9 protein-coding genes are annotated in these 13109 nt (G+C 50.6%); 6 read left to right on the forward strand and 3 right to left on the reverse strand.

Annotated features, from left to right (window positions below; genetic code table 11):
• The first annotated feature begins 11 nt into the window (after positions 1-11).
• Entirely contained in the window at positions 12-1382 is a 1371-nt protein-coding gene (locus CFK45_RS04085; protein WP_096085146.1) for an NTP/NDP exchange transporter, read from the forward strand.
• Between the two features lie 24 nt (positions 1383-1406).
• Here the strand turns inward: CFK45_RS04085 and CFK45_RS04090 are convergent, their stop codons facing one another.
• Positions 1407-3569, reverse strand: a complete 2163-nt coding sequence (locus CFK45_RS04090) for a di-heme-cytochrome C peroxidase (RefSeq protein ID WP_096085147.1) — start codon at positions 3567-3569, stop codon at positions 1407-1409.
• Between the two features lie 313 nt (positions 3570-3882).
• Here CFK45_RS04090 and CFK45_RS04095 point away from each other — a divergent pair, with 313 nt between their 5' ends.
• The gene (locus tag CFK45_RS04095) at positions 3883-6915 is read left to right on the forward strand and encodes a phosphorylase b kinase regulatory subunit alpha/beta (RefSeq protein ID WP_096085148.1); all 3033 of its coding nucleotides are present in this window, start codon (positions 3883-3885) and stop codon (positions 6913-6915) included.
• A gap of 25 nt (positions 6916-6940) precedes the next feature.
• Here the strand turns inward: CFK45_RS04095 and CFK45_RS04100 are convergent, their stop codons facing one another.
• Positions 6941-7804: a LysR family transcriptional regulator gene (locus CFK45_RS04100; protein ID WP_096085149.1), complete on the reverse strand. Its 864-nt coding sequence runs from the start codon at positions 7802-7804 to the stop codon at positions 6941-6943.
• A 121-nt stretch (positions 7805-7925) separates the two neighbouring features.
• Here CFK45_RS04100 and CFK45_RS04105 point away from each other — a divergent pair, with 121 nt between their 5' ends.
• Genes CFK45_RS04105 through CFK45_RS04115 form a run of 3 tightly spaced genes read left to right on the forward strand, consistent with a single transcriptional unit; the run spans position 7926 to position 11311 of the window.
• On the forward strand, positions 7926-8291 hold the full coding sequence (locus CFK45_RS04105) for a MaoP family protein (RefSeq protein ID WP_143247478.1): 366 nt from the start codon (positions 7926-7928) through the stop codon (positions 8289-8291).
• A 1-nt stretch (position 8292) separates the two neighbouring features.
• Positions 8293-9327: a glutathione synthase gene (gene gshB, locus CFK45_RS04110; protein ID WP_096085151.1), complete on the forward strand. Its 1035-nt coding sequence runs from the start codon at positions 8293-8295 to the stop codon at positions 9325-9327.
• Positions 9311-11311: a flavohemoglobin expression-modulating QEGLA motif protein gene (locus CFK45_RS04115; protein WP_158224597.1), complete on the forward strand. Its 2001-nt coding sequence runs from the start codon at positions 9311-9313 to the stop codon at positions 11309-11311. The genes gshB and CFK45_RS04115 overlap by 17 nt, the downstream gene beginning before the upstream one ends.
• On the opposite strand, the gene CFK45_RS04120 is transcribed toward CFK45_RS04115, so the two are convergent.
• Positions 11308-11964, reverse strand: a complete 657-nt coding sequence (locus tag CFK45_RS04120) for a DUF998 domain-containing protein (RefSeq protein ID WP_143247479.1) — start codon at positions 11962-11964, stop codon at positions 11308-11310. The genes CFK45_RS04115 and CFK45_RS04120 overlap by 4 nt on opposite strands.
• A 107-nt stretch (positions 11965-12071) precedes the next feature.
• Between CFK45_RS04120 and CFK45_RS04125 the strand changes: the two genes are divergently transcribed.
• Complete coding sequence (locus CFK45_RS04125) at positions 12072-13100, forward strand: S1C family serine protease (protein ID WP_096085154.1); 1029 nt, start codon at positions 12072-12074, stop codon at positions 13098-13100.
• The last annotated feature ends 9 nt before the right edge of the window (positions 13101-13109 follow it).

The raw sequence follows: 13109 nt of genomic DNA on the forward strand, positions 1-13109 counted from the left end.
GCAGTCGAACAATGTCGCAGCTTAACACCGGAGAAAAACTTCTCCGCTTATTTACCGAGATAAAACCTGGCGAAGGCCGAACCGCCTGGCTGATGTTTACCAACGTGTTTTTAATTTTAATGGCCTACTATTTTGTCAAACCAATACGTGAGGGTTGGATCGCAATTTCTGAGGTGCAGGGCCTTAGCAGTGTTGAAGTAAAGGCCTATTCGAGCTTTTTGCAGAGCATTGCTCTGCTATTTATTGTAGGTTTTTACGCGCGCTTATCTGATCGCTGGCTTAAAAGTGAGCTGTTCACTCGCACCACACTTTTTTGTATCAGCAACATGCTGATATTCTGGTTAATTCAGCCAAATTTTTTTATCGAGCACCTGCCCTATTCCGGCCTCGCGTATTATTTGTGGGTTGGTATTTTTGGCGTATTTGTCGTTGCCCAGTTCTGGACATTTTGCGCAGATTTGTATGCCGATGACGACGGTAAACGGCTACTGCCATTTATAGCGCTCGGCGCCACTTCCGGTGCCGCGCTCGGTGCGCTAAGCGTTGAGTTATTAATCGAGCACAAAATTGTACCTACCGAGTGGCTGTTATTAGTTGCAACCATACCACTATTTTTATCCATCGCGCTTATGCGCTGCATAGACCTGAACCGCACCACCGCCAGCAAAAAAAAGCCAGAAAAACACGCGGGTTTACTCGCCGGTGTAAAGCTGATCAGTGCCAACAAGTTACTTTTGCTCGCCGCAATCGCCACGCTGTTAACCAGCTGGGTAAATACCAATGGTGAAAATCTGCTCTTCAGTGTTGTCGAAGATTATTTAAGCCAGCAAGCTCAGAGCCTAGGTGTTGCTAGTGGCAGCGATACGCAGCACTTTGTTCGCGATGGCACAACAAGTTTTTATGGTAGTTTTTATTTTTGGGTCAACATCTGTGCAACTGTGCTGCAGGCTTTTGTAGCTTCGCGCTTACTGAAATTTGGCGGTTTTGCGGCAGTTTTATTGCTAATGCCTGTAGTCAGTTTAATTTCCTACAGTGTCATTGCGTTTATACCGGCGCTGCTGATGGTCAAAATTATGAAAGTAGCCGACGATGCCTGCGACTACTCCATCAACAACACAGCCCGCCAGGTTTTGTGGTTGCCGATCAGTTCGAGCACTAAGTTTCACTGCAAGCCGGCCATCGACACGCTTTATGTTCGCCTCGGCGATGGCCTTGCCGCGCTGACGGTGGCTCTGGGCATACACTGGTTAGCACTGCCGTGGAGCAAGTTAATGTATTTTAATATTGCCCTAACCGTCGCCTGGTTGCTAATAAGCTTACTGCTGCTTCGCGCCTACAAAGATGCGCTAACTATCTTTGAACAGCGCGGCAGCAGTATTTAACCCATTTTTGTGAAAGCAAGATCGCTATAGGGTTTTCATATATTCAACCAGGGCCCAGCGCTGCTCGCGGTTTAACGCCGGTAGAACTTCGCCGTTGAGCTGAGGCGTGCGGCCGGCGGCATATTCGTGGCCGCTGTTAAGGTTGCCCCTGCCGGCGGTGCTAAATTTTTGCCCCTGATAACCACTGTATACAAAACCCACTTTGGCGGCGTCAAACTCGCGGCTGCCGAGCATAAACTCGTCGGGTCGGTATTCGCCGTTTTCCGGGTCGCCCTCTCTTTTTACTGGTAACAAAAGATCGTAAAGTGTCGGCACGGAACCATTGTGCAAGTACGGAGCCGTGGCCCAAATACCATTTAAAGGGCGAGCTTTGTACGCCAGTAAGTTGCGAAATGGCTCGGCTGTTGTACTGGGCTGATAGTTGCCGCTTTGCACACTGCTCTCGATATCGTTGTCAAAAAACGATGCCGCCATTAAATACAGCCAGTCGAGTTGCCGGCGTATCCACCATTTATCGCTATCGGGCGTAGCGACAAGGCCGGCTGTTGCAGCCGACAATATCATCGCTACCGGCGCCTGCTCGGGCATAATCACCGTACCGACGGCGGTTTTTTGGTATGTTTGTTTAAAGTTGCCGCTGCTGCCAACATAGTTGACCGAATTCTCTGCCATCGCAGGATCTGTTCCTATCGACGCCAGCGACGACATCGACGCGACAACTTTTCTATCCCAATCATTTCTATCGATAAGCTGGTGGCAACTCTGGCAGTATTCTGCAAATAAGGCCTGGCCCTTGTCGGCAAGTTTTTTATTTATGGCCGGTAGTGGCCCGGGCTGGCCGTTAGCCAAAACGGTATCGGCCCCCGGCCAGCTGGGCGATTTCAAATTTTTAAGGGCATTTTCCAGGCGCTGTAAATTAATTAAATCAACAGACGAGCGAAACTTAATAATTTCTTTTTTGCTGTCTTGACCACTGACCCGCGCGGCAATATTTAACGGTGCATACCAGGGCTGCTCGGCACTCCAGTCGAGGCTGGCAAACACCCCGGTCACTTCGCCAACATTGCGGCCCAGCGGGCCGGCGCCAGCATTTTTGGCTATGCCATTCCACTGCACATAATCAGAGTGAGCGGTATCCCATAAAAACGGATAACTCACCGGCGCGTTGGGCTCATTAAATACCTGATCGCGCAAGCGCAATAAGTGTTTTAAGCCGAGTTTGGGCATGCCTTCGGCATCGCTCATCAGGCGCTCAATCAACAGCATAAACTGATCGCGGGTGACAACCGACTGGTCGATACCGTCCATCATTTTGTCGACCTGAGCGGCGCTAAACATACGCTCGCCATTGGCGTACCGAGCGGTGCGCAGATGACTATGCAGCTGCTGGCTGTCAATCACGTATTGCAGTACACGATTGTAGATACGGCCAAAGGCATCGAGTCGGCCATAACCGTAATCGACCGAACTGTGATTGACGATATTGTATTGGCGACGAATTTTGTACCACAGCTCAAGCTGTTCAAGCGCCTGCTGCGAGCTCTCGTACGCACCGGTTTTAACAACCTTATCAAGATAGCGCTTTTGTTTTTCAGGCGATTGCAAGTTTTCGCGCAATGCCCGCTCAAGCTCTTCCATAAACAGCGCCATATTTGCCAGCGCCGGGCCACCGTCGATACGCAGCGCCTGGCCGCGATAATTTATTTGCCCGGTATGGCAGGCCGCACAGGTCAAGCCGACATAGTCTTTACCGCGATAACTATCTTTAACAAAACCAACCGGCAGGGCATCGGGGTTGAAGATAGTCGCCACCTGCGGCAAATAGCGCCAGCGGTCAATATTCTCCGTGCGCACAAATGGCTCTTGGCTATCGGCATCTTCGAGCGCCAAAAACATAGCGTAGGGCAACAGGTTCGAGCCCTGGGTGGTGTTGTAAAACCACAGGCTATCGGCTCGGCCCCAGCCCTGGTCGAGATACATCGGCGTTGTGTAGTGATCGCCAAACGCACTATCTGAGAGCGCCATCGCACCACGGTCGGGATGCCTGTCTATATGCTGGTAGATTTTGCCGCCAGCCAAGGTAAGCATCATCAGCACGGCCAGGGTAAACATCGCCGCCAGCAAGCGTCGACCATAGTGGCGAAATAATACAAAAATAACATTGCTCAGCCGAGCTAAACGACTCATGGGCCTATTCCTTGCAATACGTTAAGGTGTTTAATAAAGAAGCGTTATCGTGAGAACGTGCGGCCTTTTATGTACACGCCATTAAAATTTAGCCGCAAATAAAGCAAACGCTGATGAGTATCGCTTTGCGCTGTATTAGCTCGGTCAAATCAATGCAGCACAGTCTGAGCTAAACTACGATGGCTCGACAATAAATTTGCCGATAAACGCTTGCCGAGGACACATAATAAAAGTCTGATCGCTGGCGTCAAATTCAGCATTGACGAGCAGCTTACACTGCCACATTATCGCCGCCCCAACAGATAGAAGACGCATGATGAACGCTCAGGATAGACTCAATAAGCTGTACGCAGAGATAAACACCGTCATCTTAAAACGCCAAAACCCGGTCACAGGATTGTTACCGGCGAGCACCGCCGTCAACGCCCACGGTGATTACACCGACGCCTGGGTCAGAGACAACGTCTACTCTATCCTCGCCCCTTGGGCGCTGAGCATGGCGATGAAACGAGCAGGACATAAAGAGCGCCAGGATGAGTTAGAACAGGCCACTATTAAATTAATGCACGGCCTGTTGCAATCTATGATGCGCCAGGCCGATAAAGTCGAGCAGTTTAAACACAGCCTCAATCCTCTCGACGCCCTGCACGCAAAGTACGAAACCGCCACCGGTTTAACCGTTGTCGCCGACGACGCCTGGGGCCACTTGCAAATTGACGCGACATCTATTTTTCTGTTGATGATGGCGCAGATGACGGTCAGCGGCCTTCGTATCGTGCGCACCTATGATGAAGTCGATTTTGTACAGAACTTAATTTATTACGTAAGCTCTGCTTATCGCAGCCCCGATTACGGCATCTGGGAGCGCGGCAATAAAATTAACAACGGCAAAACTGAAATTAACGCCAGCTCACTCGGCATGGCCAAAGCCGCTCTGCAAGCGCTGGATGGTTTGAACCTGTTTGGCAAAGGCGCAAGCGAACGCGCTGTTGTGCACACCGTTGCCGACTCCATTTCTCTTGCCCGCAACAGCCTCGCACAGCTTTTGCCGCGCGAATCGATGTCAAAAGAAGTCGACTCCGCCCTGCTCAGTGTTATTGGTTTTCCAGCTTTTGCTGTGGGCGACAACGAGCTGGTCACCAAAACGCGCGATGAAATTCTAAAGAAACTCGGCGGCAAATACGGCTGCAAGCGCTTTTTGTGGGACGGCCATCAAACCAGTATTGAAGACCCAAACCGCCTTTATTACGAACACTCAGAACTTGCAAACTTTGAGCACGTTGAAAGTGAGTGGCCGCTGTTTTTCTGTTACCTCTATATCAATGCGCTCTTTCGCAAAAACGAAGCCACCGCAAAGTTTTATCGCCACAAAATCGAAACCGTTATGGTCGAAAAGGACGGCTGCCAACTGATCCCCGAGCTTTATTATTTGCCGGAAGAAAATGTCGCCGCAGAAAAACACGATCCGGGCTCGCAAGAGCGAGTGCCCAACGACAACCTGCCACTGGTATGGGCGCAAAGCATTTATTACACGGCACTGATGATCGATGAGGGTTTAATCGAGCTCGACGACCTCGATGGTGTCAAACTGCGCTCCAACACCACTCAGTTTAATCACTCCCAGGTTGCGCTTGTGGTGCTCGCCGAGAGCGACAAGGTTAAACACACGCTGGCCGAAAACGGCATTATCGCCGAAAGCATCGACGATATCGCACCGATTAAAGTGATCAGCGCACCGCATTTGGTTGAAGCTTACGCCCAGGTGGGTGCCAACGCGGCGCTCAATTTAACCGGGCGCCCGCGCCGGCGCTTACAGAGTTTGGCCACGTCACAAACTTACGACATCAACAATCAACGCTGCCTGTGCTTAAGCTGGATTCAAAGTGAAGAAGACGACTACCGCATGCGCGATGCGCAACTCGTCTGTGACAAGCTCGAAAAAGAAATTGCCCATATTCGCAAACACTGGCTGAACTCTGAGGCCGCTGTCTTTACCTTGATGATGACCGAAGAGCTGTGCGAAAGTAAAAATGCCCATATGCTCTACGCCACACTCAAGGGCCTACAGCTGCGAACCCAACACAGTAATGTCGGCTATGCTTCGGCGAGCCTGGCCTATCGCGCATCGCGTGAAAACCAGCTGCACGCGCCTAACATCTGCCTAAACCCAATACGCAGTGCCGGCGAGCAAGTACCGCAAATAAACACCGGCCCCAAACAAGTCTACGCCGTGCTCAGCTGCAAAGACCAGCGCCAGGCCTACGATAAACTACTTAACTTTGTTGAAAACGAACCAATCAGCCACAAAGACAAGCAGTACTGGCTCACTTATATTTACGAGCAGGCGCAGAGAAAAAATCTGTGGTTAATTGCGCGCCTGGCTTTTATATTGCGCGGCAAAGAGCACGCCGACCTCGCCGACTATATGACTGTGCTCGCCGCACGCCACTTTAATATTATTATCGGCAGCAGCGACAGCGGTGAATTTGGTTTAAACCCAAGCATGAGCAACGATGAAATTGTCAGCTGCCTAAGAGACGTCAGCAATAGCGAAATCGAGCACTGTTTACTGCAGGAAACTCTGGCCGCCATTGGCTCTTTGCAGCGCACGCAACCGCGTTTATTTGCCGGCCTGCGCTCGATACAACTGCAGCACCTTCTGCGCTATTCTAGCGAACACCCGGCCGACGACTGGACGGCGGAATCGGCGATGGCGCTCGGCGAGCTAAATCCCGGGGCGCTGTTCCAGAATATTGAAACCGTACTCGACAAGCAGCGCAGCGTTTACAAAGAAGGCCTGAAAAAAGAATTCCCAACGGCGGCATTAAAAAGCGGCGAAGCCCAGAGCGCAGTCGACACCGACTGGTTTGAGTGGCGAGTTGAACGCGGTTTAATTGTCAGCCTCGACAGGGACTTTCTCGAAGCGATATGGCAGAGCATGAGCCATACACGCACCATGGTCTTTGGTGATGCCGGCAGCCAGGAATGTGTTATTGACTGCGATGTTGTGCGCCGCTCAATGACCAGCGGCGAAGAGATATTTGCCAAGCTGATCGATGACAGTATTCAGCAGTTACATCCGCACTATTACAAAAGCGCAATTATTGAAACCCTGCTGGCCTTTACCCGCTTCTGTGAAAAATATGCAAATGTACAATTTGACGAGGGTTTAAATTTAAGTGAACTGCTCGAAAACGCGGCACATAACTTCTGTTCACTTGAACGCCAGCGCTCACCAGCGGCTCGCGATGTGGACATGCTCTTGCAGGAGTGTCCGGATGTGGTTCAGTACTATTTAGAAAAAGCCCTGCAGCAACTCGCTGAAGCCAATCTTGAAAGTGCTTGATCAAGATGGTGCCAGCTGCTTTTCATTAGCGCCTAGTCGCCGCGAGGCTTAAGTTTTCAATAAAATGAATCACCGGCCCCAGAGCCGGTGATTTATCTGCACCCTTGGCATAAACCAAGTGCACAGCCTGGTTGCTCTGTATCACATCTTCAACTTGAAACAAGCGCCGATCGAGCAGGTGCTGCTCAACCATAGTCTTGGGTAAAAACGCCGCGCCGCGATGATTCAAAATAAATTCCAGGGCGATATGGCTCTGCCCCGTATGCAGCACCGGCGCAACCGGCTCTGGAAAAAGCCTGGCCTGCTGGAAATTAAACGCCGTGCCCCAGTCGACAAATACCTGCCCCAATGCCGGTACATCTTGCAAACGCACACCGCGGCTATTGCTCACCATTATCAGCTGCAACTCACCTATCTTACGCGCTTCAATATCGAGACTGCTCGGCGCATCAAGCACAGTGAAAACATCCAAGCGCCCCCCGAGTAAGGAGCGAATCAGATGCTGGGGTTTATTAATCTCCGTGCGCATATACAGCTTGGGAAAACGCTGAGCCAGCTGTGGTAACAGGGCCTGTAAAAAGGTATCCCACAAGTTTGACGTGCCACCTAGCGCAAGTTGCATATTCTTTTTGCTCGGCACACCGACTTCCTGCACCGCCAGTTGCCACGTGGCAAGCATGTTTTCGGCGTGGCTCAACAGGCGCTCACCGGCTGGCGTCAGTAAAATATTGTTGCGCTTGCGGGTGAACAGAGGCACGCCGAGCGCCTCTTCCAACAGTTTAATGCGGGAGCTCACCGCACTTTGGGTGAGAAAGAGATTCTCGGCAGCGTGGCCAAAATGGCGTGTTTTAGCCACCTCAAGAAAGGTGCGTAATAACTCAGTATTCATACCCCCATTTTCAATCAAAATTTTCTATCGTCAACCACAAAAACTCTTTGTTTTACACCCCAATAGTGCTTCAAGATAATCGCGCCTATTGTTCACCCAACGATTGAGTATATTTATCGATATGTCCAATCCAGCCTCATTTCACAGTAGCAGAAAGTTCTACGCAAACGACCACTACCCCTACGGACTGGCCCGCAGCGGCGACTACAACAGTAAACAAAGCGCATTGCTCGAAAACTGCGGTCAAGCTTACGCCGAGCTCAGTAGCGGTAAGCGCAAACCGGTAAATGATGAAGAACAGCGCTTTGTACTCGTCTGCAAAGGCGAACTGTGCGCTGAAAGCGAACACGAACTGGCCTGGCTGCGCTTTTGCCAAAAGACCGATACCCGCCTGTCTATATCTGCCTTTGGCAGCCAAGGCAAACAACAAGCGCCCAGCAATTCAGATAACGACGGCGAAACCGCCCTGGACCTAGAAGAACTGTAAGATGAAAATTTGTTTTTTAATGTACCCGTGGGATCGTATCGATGCCGAAAACGATTCCACCTTGCGCCTGATTCACGAAGCGGCCAGCCGCTCAATGACCGTCGCGCTAACCACACCAAACAATCTATCAATCCGCGACAGCGTGCCGTACGCCTTTTGCAATGTGTTAAAAAAAGGCGACAAGGTCAGTGCCAGCGTTCCAAACTTCTATAAAAATGCGAGCTTTAAGCGCTGCAAGCTGCCGCTCGCCGGCTTTGACGCGATTGTTATGCGTGCAAACCCGCCGCTGGACACAACAGCATTAAACTTTCTCGATTCGGTGCGCAATGACGTTTTTATCATGAACGACATTGACGGCTTGCGCATCGCCAACAACAAACTTTACCCCGCGTCATTCAGCGGTGAGGCCGCTCGCTTTATACCGGCCACTCACGTGAGTAAAAGCCAGGACTACCTTGAGCAAGTTTTTGATGAAAGCGACAGCCCGAAGATGATTATGAAACCTCTGAACGGTTTTGGCGGCCAGGGTGTGATTGTTATTGAAAAAAGCGCACAACAGAACTTCCGCTCTTTGCTTGAATTTTATATCGGTAGTGATCAGGGCAACTATGTCATCCTGCAAGATTATATTGAAGGTGCAGACCAAGGTGATGTACGTGTTTTGATGTTAAACGGCGAACCCATAGGCGCAATGCGCCGCGTCCCCAGCTCTAAGGATATACGTTCAAACATCAGCGCTGGCGGCAAAGAGGTAAAGCACAGCCTGAGCCGAGAAGAAAAAGCCCTGTGTAAAGCACTCGGCCCGCAACTGGTACGCGACGGACTGTACCTTGCTGGGCTCGACATAATCAACGGCAAGTTAATTGAGGTAAATGTCCTCAGCCCTGGCGGCATTACCCGCATCAATAAATTAAATCGCTGTAAGTTACAAAAACAAATTATGGATTTTATTGAGAACGTCGTTTCCGCGCGCGATCTCGTAATTGAGCGAAAGAATGCCTTCCGCAAGGCCATCGAAGATGCAGAAACTCTCTGAACAAAAAATTATTGAGCTGATTCACGCCGGTCAGTGTTTTGAATGTGAAAGTAGCGATTCGGGCTTTAGTTTAAAAATTGAAAGTTGGGCACCGAGCTTGTGCACAGCGTTAAATTCCGGGCACAAGCTGCGCGGCAAACTTCACCCCCTGTGCGCGGCAAGTGAAGAATTGCGCCTGAAAAGCGAAGCACCGTACAGCGATCAGCTTATTCAAGCCATGCCTATTACCCTGATCGCTCAGGACTCTCACCTAGAGTACGACCTCAGCCGACCGCTTTCCAACTGCATCCACAATGAAATAAACGGCAAAAAGCTCTGGCACAAACGCCTACCGCCAAAAGAGCGAGGCATCAGCGTAGATAAACACCGAGCATTTTATCGCATACTCGATATTCTGATTAGCGAACTTGAGCGCCGTTTTGGCGCACTGGTTATATTTGATATCAATGCGTACCCAAACGATAGCGGCACTGCAAATGACGCGAGCTTTAAACTGTTAAGCGAACATATTAACAGCGAACGCTGGCCCAAAGCGGTTGATCTGTGTCTGCAATATCTAAGTCGTATTGAGCTGCCCAATTTGCCCGTTAATGTCGCAGAACAGCACGTACAAGCAAGTAATTATCTTAGTTTGCATGTCAGCAGCCGCTATGAAAACACCCTGGTTCTGCCTCTTGCGATAAAAAAAGTCTTTATTGATGAGCTTAGCGGTGAACCCTACCCGCTGGTAATGCAGGCACTGAAGCAGCAAATGAAGGACGCTCTGGTTGAGCTCAGCACTTGGTTTGCAAGGCGCTTTACCAGTAAGCGCCGAGCGCGCAAAACCGACATGCTAGCGGATGGCATCGAACCTGCGATTATAAAGTTTGATCGCGCGTTGTATCAGCTGGCCAAAAAGCTCGATACTTTGCACTACATCAACCCGATAAATATTGCCGCAGAAAAAAAACAATTCTTCAAAAAAAATGCGAACTACCAGCCCGACTTCCACTATCGCCAATTAGATATTGACCCCTATCGTTTTCGCGAGCAGCTGTATCGTTTACCCATCGACGACTTGCGCGACCCAACCATACAAAACCTCTACCGCGATGTAATTGAATCGCTGAGCCAGAAAATTGCCATGCTGGTACGCGCGGGTAAACCGGGTTTTGTCTACGAGTCGCTGGCATACTACGGCGAGCCCAGTCTCGCAGACGAACAGAATGCAGGCTTTTTATTACACGCAAACCAGTTCGATGATAGCGAACAACAAAGAGATATTGACTGCAAAATATTACTAGATCGCTTTAAGCAGAAGGCCTTAGAGTGGAACATGCAATGCAAAACAGAGATCAGCAACAAGCTTGTCGCCTCCGCCATGGTCAGCAACAGCCGCCGCGCGGTAATTATTTCTAAAAATATAAAAGTGTCAGAGCTTGAAGCCAATGCCCTGCTACACCACGAGCTCGGCGTGCATATGGCAACAACCTTAAATGCACTGCAACAGCGCTTAAAAGTATTTTCGCTCGGCCTTCCCGGCAATACCTTAAGCCAAGAGGGCCTGGCCATACTCAATGAATACCAAAGCGGCAATATTAATTTAAAACGCCTGCAGGGCCTGGGCCTTCGAGTTTTAGCGGTAAAAGCCATGCTCAAGCACGGCGATTTTCGTCACACCTGGGCCTACCTGGTTGAAGAGCAGCGTATGGCACACGACGAAGCCTGGACGCTCGCTGTGAGGGTGCATCGCGGCGGCGGCTTCACCAAGGATTACCTGTATTTAAATGGTGTCAGTCAGGCCCTCGCGCTGCACAGTCAGCGCGATATTCGCAACCTCTACGTCGGTAAAACCGGTTTTGCCTACCTGGATGTGATTGATGAGCTGGTTGAACGCCAAGTTGTCAGCGCACCTACATACTACCCGGAATTTCTCAAGCAACCGAGCTTAAACAGTGCAGAATTAAACTACCTGATGCGCTGCATTCAGCCAGCTCCGCGTTAGCGCGAGCTGGCGTGCTGCTGGTTCACATCGGCAAGCAAAGCCTGCCCTTTAACCAGCCACGCCAAACCAAAACTCAAAAATGCCAGGCATTCCAAATAAAAAATAAATGGCGTCTGACTGAGGCGATCCTGCATTGTAGGCCAGCAGCCATAAAGCCCGAGCACAACTAAAACCAAAACAATGTTAGCCCCGCACAAGCGATACAGGCGGTTGCGCCAGCGCTTTTGCCGGCTTATCACTTGCCCGGCATCACTGCGCACAAATAAAACTAAACAAAAAACAGCCAGGCATATCAAAAACACTATTGCCGCTGCAGCGTGCACAGCGGCGATGGTTTTCTGTAAATCGCTCGCCTCGCCAAGTGGCAAGGTAGGAAAGAGGGCAACAATAATCGCCGAGACGCCGGCAAGCAGCGATAACAGTCTATCTTGCCAACTGTAACCGTGATAACAGAGCAAAAACACACCGGTACACACATCGATGCCGACAAATACATCCCTCATGCCAGTGTAATAGTAGTGGCTCATCGACGGCTGCAGGCTCAGGCCAAAAATAAACAAACCACCGAAGTACAGCAGCGCTGGGTGCACGATGGCGATAACACCAATTAGGCGGCGAAGCCCCAGATAAGAAATGCTCAAATGTCGGTTCACAGAATCCCCTTTCGACTACGGCTTTAGCATATAATCTGCCGCATCATAACAAAGCTTGCTACAAGCCCTAAGCAGGCTCACCACAACAACTGTGCGAAGGAAAAAAGATGTTCACTCGCTGCACCCTTTTATCGATTTGTTTATTAAGCCTGCTTAGCACCAACATTTACGCTCGCGACTACAGCCGAGCTTATAAACAGGTTAAAGACACCGTTGTCACTATTCATACTAGCCGCACAAGTGCTGCGCAGACGGTAAGCGGTAAAGTTGATACCAGTTCATCGAGCCTTGGCTCGGGCGTGCTGGTCGGCAACGGCCATATTCTTACCGCCGCACACGTTGTCCACGCCGAAGACAAACTCGAAGTTAAACTGACCGACGGGCGCAGCTTTAAAGCTCAGACCATCAGTTCGATTGCACCGGCCGACCTTGCCATTATTCGTTTACTCGACGCGCCGGATAATTTACAAGTCGCTAAAATTGGCGATTCAGACAAAGCCCAGATTGGCGAAGAGATTATGATTATCGGCGCCCCCTACGGTGTCAGCCAGAGCCTCAGCATTGGCCACATCAGTGGCCGCCGCCAGCAACAAGGCCCGGCCCATGTATTTGAACTTGAGTTTCTACAAACCGACGCAGCCATTAACAAAGGCAACAGTGGCGGGCCTATGTTTAATTCGCGCGGCGAAGTGATCGGCATCGTCAGCCACATACTGAGCCAAAGCGGTGGCAGTGAAGGCCTTGGTTTTGCCGGCAGTATCAATATGGCAAAAACTATTTTCCTCAATAATCCGCCGGTTTGGATGGGCATGGAACAGGTGCCACTTAACGACCTGCTGATGCGTGCACTCAACGTGCCCTATAAAAACGGTTTATTGGTGCAACACACCGCGCCGAGCGGCCTCGGCGCTAAGCTCGGCATTCAGGGCGGCGAGCTGCCGGCCAATCTCGGCGGCATAGAGCTTGTGCTCGGCGGCGATATTGTTATCAGCATCGGCGATCAGCCTGTCAGCATTGATGAAGAGGGCCTGGCTTATATCTGGAATTACCTCAAAAGCCGCAAAAAGGGCGAGCGCATTGACGTTTCTGTATGGCGCCAGGGCCAGCTGCTCAAACTTAACACCATTGTCGACTGATCAACTAGA

This window comes from Agaribacterium haliotis, assembly GCF_002312815.1.
Lineage (GTDB): Bacteria > Pseudomonadota > Gammaproteobacteria > Pseudomonadales > Cellvibrionaceae > Agaribacterium > Agaribacterium haliotis.

Coding starts and splice junctions, on each gene's coding strand:
- CFK45_RS04090 (WP_096085147.1), bottom strand. CDS start 3,569: ATGAGTCGTTTAGCTCGGCTGAGCAATGTTATTTTTGTATTATTTCGC.
- gshB (WP_096085151.1), top strand. CDS start 8,293: ATGAAAATTTGTTTTTTAATGTACCCGTGGGATCGTATCGATGCCGAA.
- CFK45_RS04115 (WP_158224597.1), top strand. CDS start 9,311: ATGCAGAAACTCTCTGAACAAAAAATTATTGAGCTGATTCACGCCGGT.
- CFK45_RS04125 (WP_096085154.1), top strand. CDS start 12,072: ATGTTCACTCGCTGCACCCTTTTATCGATTTGTTTATTAAGCCTGCTT.
- CFK45_RS04100 (WP_096085149.1), bottom strand. CDS start 7,804: ATGAATACTGAGTTATTACGCACCTTTCTTGAGGTGGCTAAAACACGC.
- CFK45_RS04085 (WP_096085146.1), top strand. CDS start 12: ATGTCGCAGCTTAACACCGGAGAAAAACTTCTCCGCTTATTTACCGAG.
- CFK45_RS04095 (WP_096085148.1), top strand. CDS start 3,883: ATGATGAACGCTCAGGATAGACTCAATAAGCTGTACGCAGAGATAAAC.
- CFK45_RS04105 (WP_143247478.1), top strand. CDS start 7,926: ATGTCCAATCCAGCCTCATTTCACAGTAGCAGAAAGTTCTACGCAAAC.